This window comes from Vibrio sp. 2-1-2a (assembly GCF_032648565.1).
In the GTDB taxonomy this organism is placed as follows: Bacteria; Pseudomonadota; Gammaproteobacteria; order Enterobacterales; family Vibrionaceae; genus Vibrio; species Vibrio diabolicus.
On the sequence record NZ_WBOH01000002.1, the window covers coordinates 210091 to 235256 of the forward strand.

A 25166-nucleotide genomic window follows, 5' to 3' on the forward strand; every position below is an offset into this window, starting at 1 on the left:
TACCAGATGGTAGCCTTTTTTTATCTTCATATTTGCCCAATAAATTGTTCATATAAATACCAATTCGTGATCACATTTGTACGCCATTATTCGTATCATTCTTGAACTTAATCACACTTTTCGGTAGCATGCGCCGACTCAAGTTTTCGACACCATTCTGATGCTGCTCTTTTAATACTACGGTTTACACTGCAATATTTGATTAGAAATCAACCACTCAGTGGCTTGTGCAAATACGAATATGTGTCGGGTTTAACTCATTGCAAAGAGAACTTAAAAACAAACATGTTCGAATTTCCCCAATTTTCTAAGCACTCCGTAAAAAATGATGTGCTATCAGGCTTAACCGTTGCGCTAGCATTGGTTCCTGAAGCTGTCGCATTTGCGTTCGTCGCAGGCGTAGATCCGATGGTCGGTCTTTACGCTGCATTCATCGTTGGTCTTATTACTTCCATTTTCGGTGGTCGCCCCGGCATGATCTCTGGTGCAACAGGTGCCATGGCAGTCGTAATGGTTTCGCTTGTCGCGACTCACGGTGTCCAGTACCTATTCGCAGCCATCATGCTCGCTGGTATACTTCAAATTGCCGCTGGTATGTTTAAATTGGGTAAGTTCATCCGTATCGTGCCTCACCCTGTGATGATTGGTTTTGTGAACGGTCTGGCTATTGTTATCTTCCTAGCTCAGTTGGGTCAGTTTAAAGCGCCAGATATCAACGGCATGCTTACTTGGCTACCACAAGACCAAATGCTACTAATGCTTGGTTTGGTTGCGCTAACTATGGCAATCATTCACTTTCTACCAAAAATCACAACGGCTGTACCCTCTTCACTTGTTGCAATCGTAACGGTGACTGCTTTAGTGGTTGGTTTGGATCTGGAAACTCGCACTGTTGTTGACTTCTTGCGTACAATGTCTGGTGATGAAGCGGCAACACTCGCAGGTTCACTGCCGACCTTCTCTATTCCGGCGGTGCCATTTACGCTAGAAACTCTACAAATCATTCTTCCATACGCGATCATTCTAGCGGCCATTGGTCTAATTGAATCTCTGCTAACGCTGACAGTTTTAGATGAGATGACGAACACTCGTGGTCAATCTAACCGCGAATGTATCGGTCAAGGTATGGCAAACATGACTTGTTCTGTGTTTGGGGCTATGGGTGGTTGTGCAATGATTGGTCAGTCGATGATCAACGTAAACTCAGGTGGTCGCGGTCGTCTATCTGGTATCGTTGCTGCTATCGCTCTATTGATGTTTATCTTATTCGCTTCTTCGCTAATTGAAATGATCCCACTCGCTGCTCTGGTTGGTGTGATGTTCATGGTTGTAATTGGTACATTCGAATGGGCAACATTTAAGCTAGCGCGCCGCGTACCGAAGCAAGACTTCTTCGTTATTGTTCTTGTGACCGTTGTTACTGTTCTTACTGACCTTGCTGTTGCCGTAGCAGTTGGTGTTATCGTTTCTGCATTAATGTTTGCATGGCAACACGCTAAGCACATCTATGCCGACACGTGCTTAAACGAGGAAGGTTCAAAAGAGTACAAGATTCACGGTCCTATTTTCTTTGGTTCTGCCGCTAACTTCTTGGAGTTGTTTAACGCGCCTGAAGATCCAAAAGATGTGATTGTCGATTTTGCAGACTCTCGCGTGACGGATCACTCCGCAATTGAAGCGATTGAAACACTAGCAGAGCGTTACAACTCTCAAGGTAAAACGCTGCACCTTCGCCACCTAAGTCCAGATTGCCGCAAGCTTTTAGATAAAGCGGGCAGCTTGGTTGAAATCAATGTGAAGGAAGACCCAAGCTACAAAGTGGCAACCGACATTTTAGCGGGTTAATACAAATAAAAAGGGATGGGCTCAGCTCATCCCTTTTCCTATTATCTTTAAGCCCGGCGATTATAGCTTCTTCAAAATCTCCTCTGATGCCTCTTCGATTAAATCAAGCACCAGTTCAAAGCCATCTTTTCCACCGTAATATGGGTCTGGGACTTCATCGTAATCTGACCCAGAATGACTTAAAAATAACGATACTTTGTGTCGATACTTCAACGGACAAATATCCAATAAATCGGCTAAATTTGCTTTATCTGCGGCTAATATCAGGTCAAACTTTTCAAAGTCATCAATGGTAACTTGACGCGCACGCATTCCTTTAAAAGAGTAACCTCGCTGCTTTCCTGCGGCCATTGCCCTTGAATCCGGTGGGTTTCCTGCGTGGTAGCCAATCGCACCTGCCGAATCAACCTCCACGGCAATACCCAACTCTTGAGCTTTCGCTCTTAACACTGCTTCTCCGGTTGGTGACCGACAAATGTTTCCCATACAAACAACAAGTATTTTCTTCATTTTATTCCCTGAATTATCGGTGGTTTTTCTTCACGATATGTTGTTCTATCATAGCGAGATAAATCAATGAACCCAAATTAGCTTGGGCACAGCACGAAAAGGAATTGAGGAAGTATTATGTCTATCGAAGAAAATAAAGAAGCACGCCATAAGGCTCGCCAACAAAAAGTCAAAGAACAGGTAGACGCAAAAATTGCTGCTGCTCAAGAGGAAAAAGGTCTGCTACTGATCATTACCGGAAATGGTAAAGGTAAATCGACATCAGGGTTCGGTACGATAGCACGCGCAGTGGGTCATGGTTTGAATTGTGCTGTCGCGCAGTTTATTAAAGGTACTTGGGATAATGGTGAGCGCAACCTACTTGAGAAACTCGGCGTTGAATTCCAAGTAATGGCGACCGGCTTTACATGGGAAACTCAAAACAAAGCCGCTGATACCGAAGCAGCGCAAGGCGTATGGCAAGAATGTAAGCGCATGCTCAAAGATGAATCTATCGATGTGGTTCTTTTTGACGAGCTGACGTACATGGTAAGCTACGGCTACATTGATTTAGACGAGGTCGTTGAAGCGCTGAACAACCGCCCTAAAATGCAGTCGGTTGTCATTACTGGTCGTGGCGCTCATCGCACTCTGATTGAAATGGCTGATACCGTTTCTGAAGTGAAGAATGTAAAGCATGCATTTGAGTCAGGCGTCAAAGCGCTGAAAGGTGTCGACTGGTAAAGCTCACCAGCAGAATTAAAAAAGGGTTGGCTAATGCCAACCCTTTTTGCTTTGGCTCGAATCTAATTGAATAGATTCTTTATCAAACCATCGACTGCTTCTTTGGTTTTTTCGTCTTTGATCTTGTCCGTTAGCTTCTCTACGCCACGATCGATTTCTTTCTGAGCTTTCTGCTTCAGAACATCATCGAATACGAGCTTGAATTTAGGAGCCGCCCACTTACCAGACACATTGATTGGAATCGTGATATCTTTCAGCTCATCTATATCTTTGCCGCCTTGGCCTTCTAGGCTGCCTACAACTGACGTGCTGATAGTAAAGTCGACTGTTTCATTGATGTAGTTTGCGGTACCTTTACCACGAACACGTAACAATGGAGACTGAGCTTGCATATTATCCGTTGATACTACACCTTTGTTGAGTTTCAATGTCGCCGTCATCGCACTAAAGTCTGTTTTCTTAACTTCATTGGTGCCTTCGACTTTTTGCCCTTTAAATTTTGCGTAGTTTTCACGAATCAACTGAGCAACGTTGATGCCATTTACCGCACCGTCAGCAAAATTGATAACAACCGTACCAGAAAGATTCTTCTTGATACCGGTAGGCGTGAGACTCTTACCGGTAACATTCACATCAATGTTACCTGTCCCTTCAAGTTTGTCGTTTTCAGCAACGTCTATAAGTAGCGGTTGAACTTTCACGCCTTTGATTGACTTTTTCACACTGTAAGTCGCTGGTGATTGGCGTGCATCTAACTTCGCTGTCGCTGAGATTGAGCCTTGGTACAACTTCGAACTAAATGATGTAAGCTCAAACACGCCACGATTTACAGTGAAGCTCGCTTTTACCGCTTCCATCTTCGCATTTGCCGCTTTGAATTTGTCGATGGTAATGTCACCCTTTACATCTAACGTTTTCAACGCAGACAAATCAGGCTCAACCTCAGGTCCGGCAGGAGCACTCTCGCCACCAGAAGCAGGCTTATTACCTTCAGCAGCTTGCTTATCTAACCCTAAGAACTCATCAAGATCGATATTTGGGCTATGGAGAGCAAATCGTACTTTAGGAATATCACCAAGTGTCACATCTGCTTTACCATCTAAGGCAATAGCATTCGCTGTTAACTTCTCTAGGACAAAACTCAGGTGGTTTTTCGTCAGGTCGAAAGACAGATCAGACACCATGTCGACTTTCATCGGTGACTGAGGTAATGCATCACCCTCAAAAATCGATTTAAGAGTTAACTTATCCAACTGCACTTTGCTGATAGCCTTGTCTACACCAAGTTGACCAGCACCCTGCATATCTAACTTCATACCACCAGCGTCGCCCTTCAAGGCATAAGTCAGGTTATTTACTTTATCGAATTCAAATGTATCTAAACCGATCGTTGCCGATTCAATCTTATTGGCAGGGTCAGAGTATGTCGCATCGAAGTTGATGTTCTTTAGCGCGTAGTTTGCCAAACCTTTTTCTAGCTTAAAGTCGACCTGACCTTTCGCGGTGAACTTTTGGTCATTCATTTCGCCCTTCACGCCAAAATCAGCCGTTGTCCAGTTGTCAAAAGCGAATTCGGAAAGGTTTAATGAAATATCATAAAGTTTGGTGTAACTACCGGCTTGCTTATCCTGCATTTCTAATGAACCATTAGAAACCGTAACACCAGCAAGATTAATGCTCCAATCAGAGCCAGAAGGCTGCGTTTCACCATTTTGCGTAGGCGCAGTATCGCTCGCTTGCTCTGCTTGTTGTGTTTGGGCTTTCGTCAATGCGTCAATATTCTTGCTGCCATCTTTCTTGGTTTCGATATAGAACTCAGCCCCATCAAGCGTGACGTTTCCAATTTCAAGCTGCTGACTAAAAAGTGGCATGACAGAGATGTCTACACCAACGGTATCAACTTTGAATAAATTGGGTTTACTAAAGCCTTGTGGGTTTCGCAATTCTGTATGTCCCAACTCAAAGCCGATCGATGGGAAAAATTGCCAACTGATATCTCCTTCAATCACTAGCTCTAAACCGGTTTGCTTTTGCGCTTGCTCAACAATAAGGGGCTTAAACTGGTTAGGATTGACGAAGATGGTTAACGCTAAAATTGCGACCAAAATGACCACAATCGGTATTGCTAGAATTAAGAGCAGTTTCTTCATTTGTTTTTCCTTGCTCGAGTGTTTTTACAATTATAAGCGCAGACTCCATTTACCGCTGACAGTTCCACAAAAGCGTGAAAAATGTCTGGTTTTAACCTGCAACTGACTAATTTAAAAACAAAAAAAGAAGTGGCACTTAAGGTGCCACTTCTTCTCTTAAAAATAAAGCGATATAGCCGTCTAAAGGCTTAAGCTTTCAAAAGTCTTGCAATGTGAGCTTTTAATACATCGATTGCGATACGGTTTTTACCACCGCGAGGAACAATAATGTCCGCATATTGCTTAGAAGGTTCGATAAACTGCATGAACATCGGACGTACTGTTTGTTGATACTGCTTGAGAACAGATTCCATAGTTCGGCCTCGTTCTTCCACGTCACGCTTAACACGACGAAGCAAGCAAATATCTAACGGTGTATCCATAAATACTGTCGCGTGCATCAAATCACGAAGACGAGGGTCAGTAAGAAGAAGGATGCCTTCTAGAATGATCACCTTTTTAGGCGTCATTGTGGTCGTGTTACTTGTTCTTGTGTGCTCAGTGTAGCTGTACTCAGGTACTTCTACTGCTTCACCACGTACCAATTTTTCAAGGTGCTCACACAGTAGGTCGTGGTCCAACGCACTCGGGTGATCGTAGTTCGTCTTTACTCGCTCTTCCATGCTTAGGTGGCTTTGGTCGTTGTAGTAGCAATCTTCCGTGATGACACCGATTTGATGATCGCCTACTTTCGCGCGAAGCTCATTATAAATAGTGCTCGCGATCAGACTTTTTCCAGAAGCAGAAGCGCCAGCAATACCTACGATGACGCATTGATTATTATCAGACATTAGTTTGCACCCGATGATGATTTCTAGTCACATAAAAAGATAAACTGCCTGATTATAGGGAGTTCACCCCATAGTTACTAGCTGGAATTAGGGTTTAGTCATAAGTTTCTGCCTGCTCAGAGGATTAACCTCCGAGCAAACGTTAAAATGTGCAATTATCAACCAACAGGCATAGTAAACTTAGTTCACCATTGTAAAGCTAATCGCATCTGGTTTTGCTTTGCCTTGCCAAAACATCGTGCTACATATGCGATCGGCAAGCTGCTTGTAATACCCTGCATGCTCACTTTCTGGACGCCTTGCTACCGTTGGCACGCCAGCGTCAATATCTTCGCGCATAGAGATATGAAGCGGAATTTGTCCTAGCAGTGCTAAGCCAAACTCTTGCGACATTTTTTCTGCACCACCCATGCCAAAAATATGCTCTTTCGCGCCACATTGGCTACAAATGTGATAACTCATGTTTTCCACAACACCGATAACCGGGACATGAACTTTGTTAAACATTGCCGCTCCCTTTCTTGCATCGGCAAGCGCCAAGTCTTGCGGTGTAGTGACTAGCACACTACCTGTTACCGGAATCTGTTGTGACAACGTTAACTGTATATCACCCGTGCCTGGCGGCATATCAATCACCAAATAATCTAAATCGGGCCAGTCTGTTTCCGTTAATAACTGCGACAACGCTTTTGAAGCCATTGGACCGCGCCATATTGCCGCTTCTGATTTGTCCACTAAATAGCCGATAGAGTGAGTATAGATGCCGTGAGCGAAAATGGGCTCCATCCACTTACCATCACGAACTTCTGGTTTTGCATCTTCTTGCCCTAACATCATAGGGACGGAAGGTCCATAGATATCCGCATCCAACAATCCCACTTTTGCCCCAGATTGAGCAATCGCCAACGCTAAGTTAACCGCAGTCGTTGATTTACCGACCCCACCTTTCGCAGAACTAACGGCAATGATGTTCTTTACACCTTTAACCGGATTGGCCACTTGAGTTTCTAATGCTTTAACTCCAAGGCGAATATTGAATGGGAATTCAGCCACTTTACCTGCGGTTTGTTGCTGTTTAATCCAGTCATGCAATATGGTTTGAAGCTCATTACTTGCGAATGGCAACGTTATCTCAACAGAACCTTGTGCCGTAATCGAAATTGCGCCATGAATATCTGCCCAATTTTCCACCAACTGTGGATGCTGGAATTGGTTAAACCAGTGACAAAAATCTTGTTTTGAAGTGAACTGATGCATAAGTCCTCCTTTTAGATGTCATGCTAACACCGTCCTGCCTCAACCAGAACCCCAAAAAAACTAAGGCATTCCGCAGTTTGACACCTTGGAGTTAGTGAGTTCATGGGGTAGTATTATCCATCAAAATTTATTTATACCTATCAAGAAAAGCGAATATTAAGTATGGCAAACGATCCAAGAAACTTTCCGTCAAGGAAAATGCTGGTAACTTGTGCCCTTCCGTACGCTAACGGTTCGATCCACCTTGGTCATATGCTTGAGCATATCCAAGCGGACATTTGGGTTCGTTACCAACGCCTACGCGGCAACACTGTAAACTTCATCTGTGCTGACGATGCTCACGGCACGCCAATCATGCTTAAAGCGCAACAGATGGGTATTACTCCTGAAGAAATGATTGCCGCAGTTAGCGAAGAGCACCAGAAAGACTTTGCTGGCTTTGATATCAGCTTTGATAACTACCACAGCACACACTCAGATGAGAACCGTGAGCTAGCGTCACACATTTATCTTGAGCTGAAGAAAAACGGCTTTATCTCTAGCCGCACAATTTCTCAGTTGTTCGACCCAGAAAAAGAGATGTTCCTACCGGACCGTTTCGTAAAAGGTACGTGTCCAAAATGTAAGTCAGAAGACCAGTACGGTGACAACTGTGACAACTGTGGTGAGACTTACAGCCCAACAGAACTGATCAATCCTAAATCTGCGGTTTCTGGTGCGACGCCAGTAATGAAAGATTCTGAGCACTTCTTCTTCGACCTACCTCAGTTTGAAAGCATGCTAAAAGAGTGGACTCGCTCTGGCTCGCTACAAGCTGAAACAGCGAACAAAATGCAAGAATGGTTCGAATCTGGTTTGCAGCAATGGGATATCTCACGTGATGCGCCATACTTTGGCTTCGAAATCCCAGGAGAGAAGAACAAATTCTTCTACGTATGGCTAGACGCACCTATCGGCTACATGGGCTCTTTCAAAAACCTATGTGACAAGCGCGACGACCTAGATTTCGACGAGTACTGGAAGAAAGACAGCTCAGCAGAACTGTACCACTTCATCGGTAAAGACATCGTTTACTTCCACAGCCTATTCTGGCCAGCAATGCTAGAAGGTTCCGGCTTCCGTAAACCAAACAACGTATTCGTACATGGCTACGTAACGGTAAACGGCGCGAAAATGTCGAAGTCTAAAGGTACTTTCGTAAAAGCAAGCACTTACCTAGAGCACCTAGACCCTGAGTGTCTACGTTACTACTACGCTGCGAAGCTAAACAGCCGTATCGACGATCTAGATCTTAACCTTGAAGACTTCACTCAGCGCGTAAACGCTGATGTTGTTAACAAGATCGTTAACCTCGCATCGCGTAATGCAGGCTTCATCGCGAAACGTTTTGAAGGCAAACTGTCTGACAACTTTGCAGAGCCTGAGCTTTACAACGAATTTGTTGCTGCGGCTGACCGTATCGCTGAGCTTTACGAAACACGTGAATTTGGTCGTGCAATCCGTGAAATCACGGCATTGGCAGACAAAGCTAACCAATACATTGATGAAAAAGCACCGTGGGTTGTAGCAAAAGAAGAAGGCAAAGATCAGGAGCTACAAGACATCTGTTCTGTCGGTATCAACCTGTTCCGTGTACTGATGACTTACCTGAAACCAGTGATGCCTGCACTTGCTGCACGTACTGAAGCATTCCTAAACCAAGAGCTGACTTGGGAAAACATCGCTGCGCCACTAACAGGCCACGAGATCACTAAGTTCAAAGCACTATTCAACCGTATCGATCCGAAGAATGTTGAAGCGATGATCGAAGCATCTAAAGAAGATGCGGCGGCAGAAATGGCGGCGAAAGAGAAAGCAGAAGCGGAAAAGAACAAGGCTAGCCAAACTGAGCTAGACAAAGAGCCAATCGCTGAAGAGATTGAGTTCGACGCTTTTGCAGCAGTAGATATGCGTATCGCTCGTATCATCTCTTGTGAAGAAGTGCCAAAAGCAAACAAACTGCTTAAGTTCCAACTGGACATCGGTGGTGAAACTCGTCAAGTGTTCTCTGGCATCAAGTCAGCGTACAAACCTGAAGAGCTAGAAGGCAAACTAACGGTAATGGTAGCAAACCTAAAACCTCGTAAGATGAAGTTTGGTATGTCAGAAGGCATGATCCTAGCAGCGGGCCCTGGTGGTAGCGACTTATGGATTCTTGAGCCGCACGAAGGCGCTCAACCTGGCATGCGTGTAATGTAAGTCGCATTCCAAATATAACACTATAAAATCCCTGCCAATTTGGCAGGGATTTTTTTTGATCATATTCACAACTTTGGTGAATCCATGCACCAATAACGACCGTTCAAAAAGAACATTTAATATAACCAATTGTTTTAATTTAATTTTTGTTTGGCATCAAAACTGCAATCTTCCTTGCTAGGTCCAAACACTAACAAGGAGTTGGTTATGTTTGTTTTGATTTCCACATTATTATCTATCGCTATTTTAGCCGGAATATATCACTTATCTTCTAAACGAGAGCAGCAACACGCGCGTAAATATCAGCTGTTAACATTATTGAGAGATGTTGTTCATCTGCTGAGACGCCATCGAGCCGCGACGCACTACTCACTTCAATTTCAACAAAATAACGAACAAGAATTAGAAGTCCTTCATAACGATCTCACCAACAAACTGCATCTTTTGGTCGAAACCTCACGCTTTGAAAATAAACCCATGTATCGCGTGCTGCAGATCAAAGTAGGAAAACTGCTTGAACAATGGAACGATCACAGTGTTGCAAGGAACCAGATGGAGCATGGTAAGTTAATTCGTCATTGCTTGTTCTTGATGGATGAAGTCACGATTGCTTGGTTAGCGGTAGAACAACGAGATGATCTACATAATGAGTACCACATGAACTGGCAAAACATCATGGATAGCTTAGAAACCCTGACTCAATTGAGAATTAGCATTCAAGACTTGGGAGAGCAAGGGGGGAATGAGCGTTTCAAAAATTACGCATCGGTTATGACACGTAAGCTAAATCAATTAGCAGTTATCGCTCCGCTTAGTATCGTTTCTCCTGCTTCCACACGCTCAATACAGACATTAAATAGCTATGTGACAGGAAGTCATGTCGATTTAACAGAAGCAGAGCTTTATGGAGTCACATCAGACTTATCGTTGACCATCTTCAATACTTACGACCACGTCCTTTCAGACATCGTTGAAGCATTGTATCTACCGTTGCCCAAACTCTCTGTAGCAAGATAAGCTCTATACAGTGCCGTGCCAATTGTCACAACAGGAACGTAACTGGTATCTATAGGTAAAAACAAAAAAACCGCAGACCTTAGGTTCTGCGGTTTTTCATTCATCTAACTTCTCAGCGCTTAGCTGTCATCTTCTGTGAAGTTCGTTGGTAATTGCTTTTTCATCTCGTTCCAGATTAGCGCGCTTTCCATACCATAGTGACGAATCACAACTGGCAGTTGTTCACGCTGACCACTTTCACAAGTTTCTAGCAACTGATGGTAAAACTTCAGCGCTAGCTCACGAGAAGCTGGGTTTGAGAAGTAATAGCTACCAACGCGATCATAGAGCTTCTTCAAGCCATTAAAAATCAAACCGTAAATCTGATTCCCTGAATGGAATGCTAGGCGTTGGAACAACATGTAGTCGTAAAAGTTGAACGTTTTAGCAATCAAGATTTCTTGACGCTTCGCTTCATCTTTCTCGTTGTCTTCTTTCACGTTCTGTAAGACTTTCTCAGCATAAGGTGAAGAAGCGATGAAATCGTCCCAAGAAGCAGCATTCATTAAAGCTTCACAAGATTCAATTACATTCTTGATCGTGCGCTCAGAGTTCTCTTTATTTGCTTTAAATGCATAACGCATAAAGATAGGGCTGATGTTGGTACGTGCTGCAAGCAAATCTTCTACAATGTTTGTTGCGTTATCTACGTCCAACGTCATCAACGTATCCAAAATATGCAGACCAGAGGTCTCCATAAATTGGTTTACCTTAGTTGGTTTACCGTGTTGGATTGTTAACCAACCATCACGGGCTAGTCGTTGAAGAACCTCTCGTAAAGTCGTTCGAGTAACACCAATTAGCTCAGACAGCTCGCGTTCAGCAGGTAAAATAGAGCCAGGAGGAAAACGGCCGTTCCAAATGCTCTCGATAATATATTTTTCTGCGAATCCCGCAGGGCTTTTCGCCTTTATGACCATTCTACTTTTTATCCAATATTGATTTCTGAGGGTCGATACTACTCATCATACCACTACTTAACGGTTTGAGAAAATTTACGATCAATAATTGAAACGATTCCACAATATAGAGTTAATACTCTATATGTTATGTCAATCTAGGACGGTCTGACGTGCGAGTGAAAGCGGTAAAATCTTAATTTTCGTTTAATTAAACAGCTCACAAATTGCGGAGAAATAAAGACTACTGCGTCACAATTTTATATTCAAAATATGAAAAATTACTTTGTATATCACAGTTAATATTCTTTCTTAATTTGCCTTTTCTCGTCACTGACCGTCATTTAAAATCCAAGAGGATTTTTTTGAGCCTTTCATGATATAGTAACGCCGTTTTGATCGCGTTATTACATTTAAAAAGTCATTTTAGTCGGTAGCATCACGTTTTGTTATTGACTAATAAATGCCTGAGTGTAGAGTTTGCGGTCGAAAGTGAGCGGTGCTTGAGTTCAGGGGAAGTAACTTGGCAAGACTGCAATAAACAAAGGATTGTTGTTTTACTAAGTTATTGTTTTAAAAGACTAGTTAATAAGTCTCACAAACAGATACTTAAGCACTATTGTAGTGTCTATTCATAATTTTGTTATAAAGAGAATTATCATGCCGATATCGCTCGGAAACGCTTTTATCAAGAACTTTCTTGGTAAAGCGCCTGATTGGTACAAAGTTGCCATTATAGCCTTCTTAATAATTAACCCGATTGTATTCTTCCTAATAAACCCATTTGTTGCTGGGTGGTTGCTGGTTGCTGAATTTATTTTCACGCTTGCAATGGCATTGAAATGCTACCCATTACAACCTGGTGGTTTACTTGCTATTGAAGCCATCGCTATCGGCATGACTAGCCCTGCGCAAGTTAAGCACGAGTTGGTGGCAAATATTGAGGTATTACTGCTGCTGGTATTTATGGTTGCTGGCATCTACTTCATGAAGCATTTATTGCTGTTCATTTTTACCAAAATTTTACTTGGTATTCGCTCCAAAACTCTTCTATCACTTGCGTTTTGCTTTGCCGCTGCATTTTTATCTGCGTTTTTGGATGCTTTGACGGTTATCGCCGTTGTTATCAGTGTTGCGATCGGTTTCTACTCTATCTACCACAAAGTGGCGTCAGGTAACCCGATTGGTGACCATGACCACACACAAGATGACACGATCACTGAGTTAACGCGTGATGACTTAGAAAATTACCGCGCCTTTTTACGCTCATTGTTGATGCACGCTGGTGTAGGTACTGCGCTAGGTGGCGTAACCACTATGGTAGGTGAACCTCAAAACTTAATTATTGCAGACCAGGCGGGTTGGTTATTTGGTGAATTCCTAATCCGTATGTCTCCAGTGACGCTACCCGTATTTTTCTGCGGTCTCATCACTTGTGCTCTAGTCGAAAAGCTTAAAGTGTTTGGCTACGGTGCAAAACTTCCTAACAACGTTCGTCAAATCCTCGTTGACTTTGACAATGAAGAGCGCAAAACGCGTACCAATCAAGACGTTGCAAAGCTATGGGTTCAAGGGCTTATTGCTGTTTGGTTGATCGTGGCATTAGCCTTACACTTGGCGGCAGTAGGCTTAATTGGTCTTTCAGTGATCATCTTAGCGACGGCTTTCACTGGCGTCATTGAAGAGCATTCCATGGGTAAAGCGTTTGAAGAGGCTCTGCCTTTCACTGCACTACTTGCGGTATTTTTCTCGATCGTTGCGGTAATCATCGACCAAGAGTTGTTTAAACCAGTTATCGACGCGGTGCTTGCCGTTGAAGATAAAGGCACTCAGTTAGCTCTGTTCTATGTCGCGAATGGCTTACTATCAATGGTGTCGGATAACGTATTCGTCGGTACGGTTTACATCAATGAAGTAAAAACAGCACTCATTGAAGGTCTCATTACTCGCGAGCAGTTCGACTTACTGGCAGTTGCTATCAACACTGGTACTAACCTACCATCTGTTGCTACGCCAAACGGTCAAGCGGCATTCCTATTCCTACTCACCTCGGCTCTCGCTCCATTAATTCGTCTGTCTTACGGTCGAATGGTTATCATGGCGCTGCCTTACACCATCGTTCTTGCGATTGTCGGGCTAATGGGCATTATGTTCTTCCTAGAGCCTGCAACGGCTTCTTTCTACGATGCAGGCTGGATTTTACCTCATAGTGGTGATCTGACTCCCGTAGTCTCTGGCGGTCACTAAAATTTGAGTTGATTAGGAAACTTATCCACGTTAAAAAGCTCTGAGTATTCAGAGCTTTTCTATTTCAGACAGGAACAAAAACGTGACTATTTTAAATTCACTTAACCAGTTTTCGAAGGGACGCTTATCGTGGCTGCTGCTTCTGCTATTCGTCGTTTTCTTTGAAGCATGTGCCCTCTATTTTCAGCACGTCATGATGCTTGCACCATGTGTCATGTGTATCTACGAACGAGTCGCGATGATGGGAGTGGGTGTCGCTGCAATCGTTGGTCTTATGGCACCAAATAACCCAGTTTTCCGTTGGCTAGGTTTGATTGGCTGGGGATTAAGCTCTTACAAAGGACTGTTGCTTGCTCAGCAGCACGTTGATTATCAGTTTAACCCATCACCATTCGCGACTTGTGATTTATTCGTAACATTCCCTAGCTGGGCTCCGCTTAATCAGTGGGTTCCTTGGATGTTCGAAGCATACGGCGATTGCTCGAAGATTGTTTGGCAATTCCTCGATTTATCAATGCCACAATGGTTAGTAGTTATTTTCGCGGGCAATTTAATCGCTTTAGCATTAATTGTGATCGCACAATTCTTCCCAGTAAGACGTACTAATCCGATTCGTTAATCCTTCAGAGAAATGATAACGAAAAAAGCCGACCAGATGGTCGGCTTTTTACTGAGTAAACATGGCGGCTATTTAACTTAACCACGTTAACTCAACCACGTGATTGACCACAACACTGCTTGAACTTTTTGCCGCTCTCACAAGGACAAGGATCATTGCGCCCGATACCTTTGAATGGGTTTAGGCTTTGAGCCTTATTGCCTACCATCAACTCATCCGCACCTAACGCCACTTCACCTACCATCAAATCAAGCTGGTCGACCAAATCTGCAAGAGCTGGAGGCGTTTCAATACCGGCGTCGCGCATCTGTTGCTGCGTTGCCGACTCATCGATAGCCAGCATCAAAGTGGTCAGTAATGCTTGTAGCATACGCTGCAATCCATCATTGAGCTCAACGTCTTGCCATTGTTCTTCAATCATTGGCCAAACAGACATAAAGCCTTCGGCAAAATCAGCAAGTTGTTCAGGTTCTTTGCCTGTTAGCTCTAGCACGGAATATTCGTTTCGTTGAATTCGGTTGTGCTGCTTGTGAATTTGCTCTTCTACTGCCGGTTGAATCGCTTTGAATCCTTCACCTAATAGCGGCTCTAACCACTTTTCAGGAGCGAGTGGTTTTGTCGTCAGATTAGCAGCGAGCACTGCGCCTTCGATAAATAGGCAAGATTCATCGATGTGAATTTCGCCTTTCTCAATCAATGTGTATTGCATGACATCTGGTTTCCCATAAATTTGGCGGCATTATACCTCAGAGCATAAAAGCACGTAACCGGGAGTTGCGAGTTTGACTGTATTGAGTGCTTTGAGTCTTTTAATGACAAACTTAGCTTACATCGCTACAATCGCCCTCCTTTTTATCACCAAACTGTATTAGGCAAACTATGCGAGTTGTACTAGGCCCAATGGAAGGCGTTTTAGACCATTTGATGCGCCAAATCCTGACCGAGATAAACGACTATGACCTATGTGTTACGGAATTTGTTCGAGTCATCGACCAGTTATTGCCCGATCATGTATTTCACCGTTTATGCCCGGAGCTGTTGCAAGGTTCTCAAACCGCATCAGGTGTGCCAGTACATGTGCAATTGTTAGGACAAGAACCAAACTGGATGGCTGAGAACGCAATTAAAGCGGCGAGCCTAGGCGCCAGAGGCATCGACATAAATTTTGGTTGCCCAGCCAAAATGGTCAATAAAAGTAAGGGCGGTGCTGCTCTACTTCAGCATCCTGAGCTAATTCACCGTGTGGTTAAAGCTTGTCGAGAAGCTGTTCCAGAGGCTATTCCTGTGACCGCAAAAATTCGTCTTGGCTGGGAAAACCCTGAAGATTGCTTTGAAATTGTTGATGCCATTCAATCTGCTGGTGCAAATGAACTCACCGTTCACGCTCGGACTAAGCAGGGTGGTTACAAAGCGTCTGAGATAAAATGGGATTACATCAACCAAATTCGCGAACGTTTTGATATTCCGCTTATTGCGAATGGCGAAATTTGGAATTATGAAGATGGTCAACGTTGCATTGAAACGACTGGCGTTGACTCTTTGATGGTGTGCCGCGGCGCTTTCAATATCCCTAACTTGGGCAACATGGTAAAACACAACCATCAGCCAATGTCATGGCCCGAGGTGGTTGAGCTACTGATCTACTACTCCAAGTTTGAGATGAAAGGCGACAAAGGCTTGTACTATCCAAACCGTGTAAAACAATGGTTCTCTTACTTACGTCAGGCCTATCCTGAAGCAAAAGATCTATTCAGAGAAATCCGAACGTTTAACAAAGCCGCGCCGATTGTTGAGCATATTCAACGTTATCGTGATGAGTTAAATTCTCAGGTTGCATAAAATCTGAGCATTGCAAAGGGCGAACTGCTCGCCCTTTAAGCGCTTAGATCTTCGTAGCAAATCTTATTTTTGCCTGTACTCTTGGCTTGATATAACTTTTCATCCGCCGCTTTAAATAACTCATCAAAGCTTTCCACTCGGTTCTCTTTACTGAACACCACACCGCCAGAGATCGTAAAGCCTTCTTTAGTCACGCGTGTCGAGCGTTCGTCTATGGCTTTTTTTACCCGCTCTAAAATTAGCTTAATGCCTTCCGAGTCTTCGTCGTAAATCGCCAACACGAACTCTTCACCACCAAATCTTGAGGCGACATCGGTGTGGCGAATATTTTCACGTATACATTTTGCAACTAGCTGAATCGCAGAATCGCCGACATCATGACCATAGGTATCATTGATCTTCTTGAAGTTATCAATATCGAACACTGCTAATGCAACCTGTTTTTTCGTCATCTTATTGCGCCACACGGTTTGCATTCCTCGACGGTTCAACAAACTCGTCATCGGATCTCTGGCGGCGAGATCTTTGAAATAACGACGCTCACTATGCATATTCACATAGAACAATACGACTGTGCTCAAAACGTAAATAGAGAGCGCAACAATAAGGCTGTATTTTTCGAAAACCGCTAGGTTCTTAGCTTCATCCCAAAGGTTGTACTCGTAGTACATGCTGTGATTCGCACTCAATCGCTCTAACTCGACTGGTTTGATCCGTGTACTGTTTGAAGGAATGGATTGTAAATTGGAAACCAAATGAAACTTACCAACAAGACCTAGCGACGAAGCCATCAACGCATTGACATCAAAATCAATGGACAGCACTCCTTGATGCCTCCCTTTTTCGTAAACAGGCACTGTCAAACTAATGGTTTGACCTTCCATCGAATCCAACGTCGGCCCAGGTCCGGCCAAGGTGATGTTCACTTTATCTTGTGCGGTTTTTTGCCAAAATGGGCGCGCTTTTAGCGTTGACCAAAGCTCTCTAGTGAAGTTTTTCGCGTACGTGTCAGGAGACGAAATAACGTAACCACGCTTATCGATGTAATGAATACCAACGATGTGGGATTCAATATCGTGCAGAAAAGACAATGACGGTGCAAAACCCGCCTTTTGTTCAGCTGATTGGTTAATCGTTGAACCTTGCTGACATAAGCTTTCATCGCCCACTATCATGTAATCAAGATCAACCGCAGGTAACCCCTCACTATAGACACTCTCTAGCAACAAAACGTCTATCGGCCAAATATAACAAATCCCCTTTTTGACTAAAGAATTGTGCTCTTCAGACAATGGGTTAGCGTAATTCGTATAATTAGTAAAGCTGTAATCTAAGGCGGTGAGAACTTTAATACCACGGGACATGGCACGATCAATACGTGCATACTCTGAATCAATATAGCGGTTAACCGCATCATAGTAATTTTTCGTTGTAACGAGTAAAATCACTACAAATAGTGCCAGAGGAAAAAAGATGACAAATGAGAGGCTAAATCGCCTTTGGTTTACCATTGGGTACCATGCATATGAAAGGTCAATAGTCTCTTATGACAGCTGTTAAATTGATACTCGTTATCTGGTGACGCATGCAATACAGCACCAGATAACAAGAGACCAAACAAATGAGTGCGCGCTGTTTGAGACCGTTTATATATTAAAGGAGTTTAATCAATATAGAGTGTGGTGTCACTTTAGTCGCCACAATTTGAAGCTCTGTGCAGGTATATTGACAGAAAGATGACCCTTATAATCAATAAGTTCGCGTACATCCAGTAGTGACGAAAGATGGGTAGCCTCCAAACCAAGTTGCCACAGAGGCAAGTCAATTGAACACTCATCGCCACTTAGATTCATCACAACAACGATCGCTTCACTTCCAAGTACGCGCGCATAAGCCAGCACGTTGGTATCACAATGCAGCCATTGAATACTACCAGACTGTAAAGACTTGTACTGTTTACGTATCGAAATCCATTGCTTGTAAATCGACAGCCATGCTGAGTTTTCGATTTCATTCCAAGGGAAACAGCGACGATTATCCGGGTCCAGCCCTCCCTCTAGTCCGACTTCACTCCCATAGTAAATACAAGGTGTACCGACGTATGTCATGAGCAGAGCAAGTGCGATGTTCATTTTACGCTTATCACCATCAACCAGTGTGATAAAACGAGCAGTATCATGACTATCGAGTTGATTTAGCTGCGATAGCTGATTCGAAAATGGAATTTTTGCTCTGGCTTCGTCCAACCATGCTTTAAACTCCAAACCATCAATGTTGATTGGTTCATACATAATATCTTGCTGCGCGATAAAAGCTCGAACTGGATGAGCAAAACCGTAGTAGTTCATCGCCCCATCCTCTTGATCACCTTGCAACCACTGCGTTGCTTCAAAAAAGTGCTCACCTAGCACATAGGCATTCGGATTGACTGACTTCGTCGCATGGCGAAACGCTTCAACATAATGAGCATTGTTTTTCGCTCCCTCTCCTTCGCCAAGCATATGGATAACATCAAATCGCCAACCATCGACTGAGTATGGAGGGTTAAGCCAGTGCTTAATGACAGATTCTTCGCTTTGATAGATATAGTCACGCACTTGTTCATTTTCGAAGTTCAGAACCGGTAAGTTTCCAATACCCTTCCAACCGATATAATGATTGGTTTCGTCTTCGAAAAAGTAGTAATCGCGGAACTTTGACTGCGGATTGCCATACGCCCCTTCTCCTTTTTGTTGGATATCAAACCAAGGATGATGCACTGACGTGTGGTTAAACACCGCGTCTAAGACAATCTTCATATTCTTACCACAAATCTTCTCACACAGTTCTGCAAACTGAGCATTGGTGCCAAACATAGGATCAACAGTGAAGTAATCCGTAGTGTCGTATTTGTGGTTACTTGGTGAAGAAAAAATCGGATTGAAGTAAAGCGCTGTTACGCCGAGCTGCTCAAGGTAATCCAACCTCTGCTCTACACCTTTGAGATCGCCGCCAAAAAACTCTCTTGCTCCTGTATTTTTGTGAGATCCCACCGCGTCTCCCCACGATTTAATGATCGCTTCTGAATCATGCTGAGCATAAGCTTTACGAATGTCAGATTCACTTTTACTAGCAGAAAAACGGTCAGGAAAGATTTGATAGAACACTTGCTCTTGGACCCAGCTTGGTGGTTGATGGTTTACATTCAACTTAAAGTGGAACTCTTTGGGTGGAATACGCTTTTGTACGCCTCGTGCATCGAGCCAGTATTGTTGTCCGTCTTTGAGGAGCTTAAACACATAATGTGTGACATCTCGATCTCGATTTGGTCGGAACGATGCTTCCCATAGTAACAATTCCCCAGCTGTTCCAATTTGAGCCATGTCGACCAGATATTCTTCATTGTCCGGCTCAAGACGCACATATACGGAATCAAAATCCAATGTCTCGGTTTTCAGTCTGACTGTTACTTGCTCTTGATTAAAAGCTAAACCATCAATAGTTTGACTATGAAAAATAAATGGCAGGTTCATTATGGGCACTCCTCGTCATCGGATATGCCACTATGTTATTGGAGAATGAGAGACAAGAAATCCTCCTTGCGAGTTGACATATCAGCCAATTTTCCCAAGGAGGATCACACTTAGTAGGCGTAGTGACTGGTAGGATACTGCTTAGTTCAACAAGAGACTGTCATCTGCAAGCTCTTCGCCACGCACTTTGGAGAACATATCCAACAAGTCTGGTACTTGCATGTTAGCGCGCTGCTCTCCAGCCACATCTAGCACAATTTCACCTTGGTGAAGCATTACGGTCCTATCGCCACATGCTAATGCGTCTTTCATCGAATGCGTCACCATCATCACGGTTAAATCGAACTCATCGACAATACGTTTAGTTAAGTCGATAACAAACGCCGCCATACGAGGATCAAGCGCAGCCGTGTGTTCATCAAGCAATAACAACTTACTCTCCGATAACGTCGCCATCACAAGGCTAACGGCTTGTCGTTGTCCACCGGACAGTAAGCCAATGCTATCGCCCAGACGATCTTCTAAACCAAGCCCTAGGATGCTAATTCGCTCTTGGAACAGCTTGCGACGTTTAGCTGAAAGCGCCAAACCCCAACTGCGTTTTTTACCACGCATGTACGCTAAAGCCATGTTCTCTTCTATCGTTAGCTCTCCACAGGTTCCGGCCAATGGATCTTGAAACACTCGTGCGCATTGCGTCGCACGCTGGGCAACCGTCTGCTTGGTGACGTCTTTGCCATCAATGATCACCTGACCACCTATCATCGGCGTCTCGCCTGTTACCGCGCCAAGCAACGTCGATTTTCCTGCGCCATTAGATCCAATCACGGTAAGAAATTGATGCTCTGGAACCTCTAAAGAGACGCCTTTCAATGCACGATTTTCTAAAATCGTCCCTAGGTTGAACGTGACCTGAATATTATTAAGTTCGATCATAACGCCTCCCCAGAACCATTTTTTGATGCCGCTTGTTTAGCATCAGTAACGCGTTGTTTCGCTCTCATGCTCTGTTTTAGCTTTGGAGCAATAAGCGCCACAGCCACCAATACTGCGGTAACAAGGTTGAGGTCTGAAGCTTGTAAACCAAACATGCCAGAGCTCAAAGCGAAAGCCACTGCAAGACGATAAAGTACCGAACCGATGATGACAGCAAATACCGCAACCCAAATTTTTCGCCCGGGAATAAGGGTCTGGCCCAAAATCACAGCAGCCAAACCAACCACAATGGTGCCCACGCCAGAGGTCACATCTGCAAAGCTGTTCGTTTGTGCAAACAACGCGCCTGCGAATCCGACAAAACCGTTGGATAAAGCCAACCCAAAGTAGGTATAAAAACCAGTGCTCGCCCCTTGCGCAGAAACCATACGCGCATTAACGCCCGTGGCCCGTAAACCAAGACCAAAGTCGCTGTTCAGCAGGCGAATGACAAAGAAAGCGGACAAAAGAACTAAGACCCCAACAACCAGAGGGCGAATGAACATCGGATCGCCCAAGGCTTCAAACGGCGTGAGAATAGTATCCTCTCCAAGCAACGCCATATTAGGTTTGCCCATAATACGAATATTGATTGAAAATGCCGCGATCATGGTAAGAATGGAAGCTAACAGGTGCAAAATACCACATCGAACAGCCAGAAAAGCGGTTACCCAACCCGTCATACTACCGGCTATCATCGCCATTATTGTCGCAAGCCAAGGATTAATACCTGCGACAATCGCCGTTGCAGCCACCGCCGCGCCCATTGGAAAGCTGCCATCCACACTCAAATCGGGGAAATCGAGAACACGAAACGTAAGATACACACCCAAGGCAACCAGGCCATAAATTAAGCCAATTTCGAGTGCGCCAAAAAAAGCAAATGCAGACATAACTGCTCCTTTCTGCATGTTCAGGCTGGCTAATACCAACCTGAACTTAAGACTTCTAACGTATACTCCCTTCTTCTTTAGCAGAGTGCTCTGCACGAGAAATCCGGCGAGTATCAACTTTGGGGCAAGTCTCTATCAACAGACGTGAAGGCCCTAACCCCAAAAAAGAGCGTTACTTATTGCATGCTTGTCGCACGTTCAACCACAGAACTTGGCAGCTTGATACCGAGCTTAGATGCCGCGCTTTCATTAATTACGAGGTCAGAGCCCGTCGCGACTTTTACATCCAGCTTGCCTGGTTCTTGACCATCAAGAATCGCCGCCACGTAATCAGCGGTTTGCACACCAACCTGGTAGTAGTCAAAACCTAAGCCTGCAATTGCTCCTTTTTCGACATATGACGTCGCACCACCAAATACAGGTTTTTTCGCTTGATTCGCTGCCACAATCATCCCTTCAATCGCGCTTGCAACTGTATTGTCTGTTGGGGCGTAAAGAATGTCTGATTTCGCTGCAATCGCTTGAGTCGCAGACTGAACATCAGCACTTTTTAGTGCGGTAGCTTCAACCACTTGTATGCCTTTTGCTTCTGCGCTTTCTTTTAGCAGTTCAACCAAAGTCACGGCATTAGCTTCACCGGGATTAAATACAACCCCGATGCTTTTCACCTGAGGGAGAATTTCTTGGATGAGGTCGACATGCTGAGCAACGGGTGAAAGATCAGACAGGCCAGTTACGTTTTTGCCTGGTTGTTCCATCGACTTAACCAATTTCGCACCGACCGGATCTGTTACCGCAGTAAAGACAACAGGAATAGAGCGCGTTGCCGACACCAAGGCTTGTGCCGAAGGCGTCGCGATACCCACTAACACATCAGGATTTTCGCCGACATACTGACGGGCAATTTGCACTGCAATCGCAGGGTTACCCTGTGCGGTCTTATAATCAAATTCTAGATTTTTGCCTTCTTCGTAGCCTTTCGCTTTTAAACCATCAAGCAATCCTTGACGCGTCGCGTCTAACGCGGGGTGTTCGACAATTTGTGAAACTGCAACGGTTGCAGTGGCGGCCAGTACATTGGCAGAAGAGAAAATAGCAGTAGCAGATAGAACGGCAGTGGCTAATAAACGTTTCGTTTTCATCATAACTCCTTGATGTGACTTCGTCCTTGTTTCGCGAGCATTCAACATGAATATCGACTCGTGAATTCAAATGTTTGAAGGGGGTAATGTTGTGTTCGTATAACTGTGCACTTCTTGCGCATCTTGTTTTTATTATTACTACTAAGTCTTAGTAAAGAAAAGAAAGATTTAACACTAAAGCAACATTTGTGATCGGGGGACTTCTTCATCCGGAAAGAATCTTTGGTAAACAAAGCTTCGCTCGCTTCATCAACGACCGTCAAAGTAGGTAATAGAGGCAGGATCAAAAATGGAGCGGCTAGTGCACACTCCATTTCAAACAATTTAAATTAGAACCAACGCTCTAGTGACGATTTATCGAGCTGGCGAAACGCTCGGTTCAGTATTATCGCAAGCTCTTTATAACGAGGGCGAGCTTTAACAGGCTCTAGTGCAAAACCTGTTTCCACAATTTTTTGATGCAGCTCCCGATACCAAGATGCCAGAGAAGGCGGCAGTTTCGTGTTGGATCGAGCACCAAGCCACCAAATCCCTTGGAGTGGCAAGCTAATCGCAAACAAGGCGACAACAATAGACTGAGGTAACGCGTGGTAATTGTTGAATGCCATTTGAGTGAGTACGCTGATCGCAGCGACGGCTGGCATGACTTTAATGCCAAAGCGAGTCGCCTTAATGATACGCTGTTCCGGAAATATGGCGCTTAGCTCTTTACGAACCGGCCAGATCTCCATGTAATTCTGGCCATCTTTCAGGCTATGGATCAATCCGACTTTATTACTCATACCGCTCTCTCACTAAAAAATAGTTGAACATTTCAACTGAAGGTACAAAAAATTGATGAAAGTTAATATTCTTTCAAATTTTTTTTGTTATCATTGCTTATTATCGCTATCCTTTGCAGACCCTCAATCTCATTGTTGCTGTTATTTACAATTTAAGCAACTCCGAGATATCTATCTGCACGGATCGCATCATAGTGATGGATGGGTTCATCACTATTTCTTTATATGGAATTAGAACAATTTTTGACCAGGATTAGTACGCAGCCTTCTGGGTATCGGCTATTCTTGTGATTAATTTTTCATTCTTTAACTGATTTTTTATCAGACGAATAACAGGTAGTCATACATGTCTAAGCTAGTTTTAGTTTTAAACTGCGGTAGTTCTTCTCTTAAATTTGCCGTTGTTGATGCCGAGAACGGCGACGAGCACTTATCAGGTCTTGCTGAGTGTCTTCACCTTCCTGAAGCTCGCATCAAGTGGAAACTTGATGGCAAGCACGAAGCTCAACTAGGCAATGGTGCAGCTCACGAAGAAGCACTAGCGTTTATGGTAGAAACTATTCTTGCTTCTAAGCCAGAGCTTAAAGCTAACCTAGGCGCAATCGGTCACCGTATCGTTCACGGCGGCGAGCAGTTCACTCAATCTGCACTAATCACTGATGAAGTTCTAAAAGGTATTCAAGACGCTGCAACATTTGCACCTCTTCATAACCCTGCTCACATCATCGGTATCGAAGCGGCTAAGAAAAACTTCCCAGAGCTGAAAAACGTTGCTGTATTTGACACTGCGTTCCACCAAACTATGCCTGAAGAGTCTTACCTATACGCTCTTCCATACAACCTATACAAAGAACACGGTATCCGTCGTTACGGCATGCACGGTACTTCTCACTTGTTCATCACTCGTGAAGTTGCTGGCCTACTAAACAAACCAGTTGAAGAAGTAAACATCATCAACTGTCACCTAGGTAACGGCGCGTCTGTATGTGCAATCAAGAACGGTCAATCTGTAGACACTTCTATGGGTCTTACTCCACTTGAAGGTCTAGTAATGGGTACTCGCTGTGGCGACATCGACCCTGCGATCATCTTCCACCTACACGACGCTCTAGGTTACTCTGTTGATCAAATCAACACGATGCTAACTAAAGAGTCTGGTCTTCAAGGTCTAACTGAAGTGACTTCTGACTGTCGTTTCGTTGAAGACAACTACGGTGAGAAAGAAGAAGCAACACGCGCAATGGACGTGTTCTGCCACCGTCTAGCTAAGTACGTAGCTGGCTACACTGCTTCAATGGACGGTCGTCTAGACGCAATCACTTTCACTGGCGGTATCGGCGAGAACTCTGGCCCTATCCGTGAAATGGTTCTAAACCGTCTTGGCATCTTCGGTATCGAAGTAGATAGCGAAGCTAACCTTAAAGCTCGCTTCGGCGGCGAAGGCGTTATCACGACTGAAAACAGCCGTATCCCTGCAATGGTTATCTCTACTAACGAAGAGCTAGTCATCGCTGAAGACACTGCACGCCTGACAGGTCTTTAATTGAATTACTGGCTAGCCACTCGGCTAGCCAGATTTTCATTCAAACGAATTTCTTAGGGGCTCAACTCCTATTCTTCGAGCTTCATGGAATAAGAGTTGAGCTTTT

General features: G+C 44.1%; 20 protein-coding genes. 8 read left to right on the forward strand and 12 right to left on the reverse strand.

Annotated features, from left to right (window positions below; genetic code table 11):
- The first annotated feature begins 285 nt into the window (after nt 1-285).
- The gene (locus tag F7Y48_RS05595) at nt 286-1845 is read left to right on the forward strand and encodes a SulP family inorganic anion transporter (RefSeq protein WP_005396973.1); all 1560 of its coding nucleotides are present in this window, start codon (nt 286-288) and stop codon (nt 1843-1845) included.
- A gap of 60 nt (nt 1846-1905) precedes the next feature.
- On the opposite strand, the gene F7Y48_RS05600 is transcribed toward F7Y48_RS05595, so the two are convergent.
- A complete protein-coding gene (locus F7Y48_RS05600) occupies nt 1906-2355 on the reverse strand; it encodes a low molecular weight protein-tyrosine-phosphatase (protein ID WP_164666428.1) in 450 nt (149 codons plus the stop codon).
- A 117-nt stretch (nt 2356-2472) separates the two neighbouring features.
- Here F7Y48_RS05600 and cobO point away from each other — a divergent pair, with 117 nt between their 5' ends.
- Nucleotides 2473-3078 (forward strand): cob(I)yrinic acid a,c-diamide adenosyltransferase, encoded by a 606-nt coding sequence (gene cobO, locus F7Y48_RS05605; protein ID WP_005396966.1) that lies wholly within the window; start codon nt 2473-2475, stop codon nt 3076-3078.
- 62 nt (nt 3079-3140) lie between these two features.
- On the opposite strand, the gene F7Y48_RS05610 is transcribed toward cobO, so the two are convergent.
- The 3 genes from F7Y48_RS05610 to apbC all read right to left on the reverse strand — a co-directional run bounded on the left by F7Y48_RS05610 (nt 3141) and on the right by apbC (nt 7315).
- The gene (locus F7Y48_RS05610) at nt 3141-5228 is read right to left on the reverse strand and encodes an AsmA family protein (RefSeq protein ID WP_182036426.1); all 2088 of its coding nucleotides are present in this window, start codon (nt 5226-5228) and stop codon (nt 3141-3143) included.
- Between the two features lie 188 nt (nt 5229-5416).
- Nucleotides 5417-6058, reverse strand: coding sequence for a uridine kinase (gene udk, locus F7Y48_RS05615; protein WP_005396962.1), 642 nt, complete (start codon nt 6056-6058; stop codon nt 5417-5419).
- Nucleotides 6059-6238: 180 nt separating this feature from the next.
- Nucleotides 6239-7315: an iron-sulfur cluster carrier protein ApbC gene (gene apbC / locus F7Y48_RS05620; RefSeq protein ID WP_182036425.1), complete on the reverse strand. Its 1077-nt coding sequence runs from the start codon at nt 7313-7315 to the stop codon at nt 6239-6241.
- Nucleotides 7316-7477: 162 nt separating this feature from the next.
- Here apbC and metG point away from each other — a divergent pair, with 162 nt between their 5' ends.
- Together metG and F7Y48_RS05630 are read left to right on the forward strand one after the other, a co-directional pair.
- Nucleotides 7478-9553, forward strand: a complete 2076-nt coding sequence (metG, locus tag F7Y48_RS05625) for a methionine--tRNA ligase (protein WP_134647364.1) — start codon at nt 7478-7480, stop codon at nt 9551-9553.
- A 207-nt stretch (nt 9554-9760) separates the two neighbouring features.
- A complete protein-coding gene (locus F7Y48_RS05630) occupies nt 9761-10570 on the forward strand; it encodes a hypothetical protein (protein WP_182036424.1) in 810 nt (269 codons plus the stop codon).
- Between the two features lie 119 nt (nt 10571-10689).
- Here the strand turns inward: F7Y48_RS05630 and fadR are convergent, their stop codons facing one another.
- Nucleotides 10690-11529, reverse strand: coding sequence for a fatty acid metabolism transcriptional regulator FadR (gene fadR, locus F7Y48_RS05635; protein ID WP_005396954.1), 840 nt, complete (start codon nt 11527-11529; stop codon nt 10690-10692).
- Nucleotides 11530-12168: 639 nt separating this feature from the next.
- Here fadR and nhaB point away from each other — a divergent pair.
- Entirely contained in the window at nt 12169-13755 is a 1587-nt protein-coding gene (gene nhaB / locus F7Y48_RS05640; protein ID WP_005396952.1) for a Na(+)/H(+) antiporter NhaB, read from the forward strand.
- 82 nt (nt 13756-13837) lie between these two features.
- Complete coding sequence (gene dsbB, locus F7Y48_RS05645) at nt 13838-14374, forward strand: disulfide bond formation protein DsbB (RefSeq protein WP_047010053.1); 537 nt, start codon at nt 13838-13840, stop codon at nt 14372-14374.
- 91 nt (nt 14375-14465) lie between these two features.
- On the opposite strand, the gene F7Y48_RS05650 is transcribed toward dsbB, so the two are convergent.
- Nucleotides 14466-15083, reverse strand: a complete 618-nt coding sequence (locus F7Y48_RS05650; protein ID WP_005396626.1) for a YecA family protein — start codon at nt 15081-15083, stop codon at nt 14466-14468.
- 170 nt (nt 15084-15253) lie between these two features.
- Between F7Y48_RS05650 and dusC the strand changes: the two genes are divergently transcribed.
- Complete coding sequence (gene dusC / locus F7Y48_RS05655; protein WP_006742820.1) at nt 15254-16213, forward strand: tRNA dihydrouridine(16) synthase DusC; 960 nt, start codon at nt 15254-15256, stop codon at nt 16211-16213.
- Between the two features lie 35 nt (nt 16214-16248).
- On the opposite strand, the gene F7Y48_RS05660 is transcribed toward dusC, so the two are convergent.
- The 6 genes from F7Y48_RS05660 to yfbV all read right to left on the reverse strand — a co-directional run bounded on the left by F7Y48_RS05660 (nt 16249) and on the right by yfbV (nt 23517).
- The gene (locus F7Y48_RS05660) at nt 16249-17724 is read right to left on the reverse strand and encodes a sensor domain-containing diguanylate cyclase (protein ID WP_248381370.1); all 1476 of its coding nucleotides are present in this window, start codon (nt 17722-17724) and stop codon (nt 16249-16251) included.
- A 174-nt stretch (nt 17725-17898) separates the two neighbouring features.
- Nucleotides 17899-19725 (reverse strand): maltodextrin glucosidase, encoded by a 1827-nt coding sequence (gene malZ, locus F7Y48_RS05665; RefSeq protein ID WP_316682208.1) that lies wholly within the window; start codon nt 19723-19725, stop codon nt 17899-17901.
- A gap of 141 nt (nt 19726-19866) precedes the next feature.
- Nucleotides 19867-20661 (reverse strand): ABC transporter ATP-binding protein, encoded by a 795-nt coding sequence (locus F7Y48_RS05670; protein WP_182036422.1) that lies wholly within the window; start codon nt 20659-20661, stop codon nt 19867-19869.
- Complete coding sequence (locus F7Y48_RS05675) at nt 20658-21593, reverse strand: ABC transporter permease (protein WP_054574798.1); 936 nt, start codon at nt 21591-21593, stop codon at nt 20658-20660. The genes F7Y48_RS05670 and F7Y48_RS05675 overlap by 4 nt, the downstream gene beginning before the upstream one ends.
- A gap of 176 nt (nt 21594-21769) precedes the next feature.
- Nucleotides 21770-22735: an ABC transporter substrate-binding protein gene (locus F7Y48_RS05680; RefSeq protein ID WP_047010059.1), complete on the reverse strand. Its 966-nt coding sequence runs from the start codon at nt 22733-22735 to the stop codon at nt 21770-21772.
- Between the two features lie 329 nt (nt 22736-23064).
- A complete protein-coding gene (gene yfbV / locus F7Y48_RS05685; protein ID WP_005380809.1) occupies nt 23065-23517 on the reverse strand; it encodes a terminus macrodomain insulation protein YfbV in 453 nt (150 codons plus the stop codon).
- A gap of 346 nt (nt 23518-23863) precedes the next feature.
- On the opposite strand from yfbV, the gene F7Y48_RS05690 reads away from it, so the two are divergent.
- Nucleotides 23864-25060, forward strand: a complete 1197-nt coding sequence (locus tag F7Y48_RS05690; RefSeq protein ID WP_005396635.1) for an acetate kinase — start codon at nt 23864-23866, stop codon at nt 25058-25060.
- Nucleotides 25061-25166: the final 106 nt, after the last annotated feature.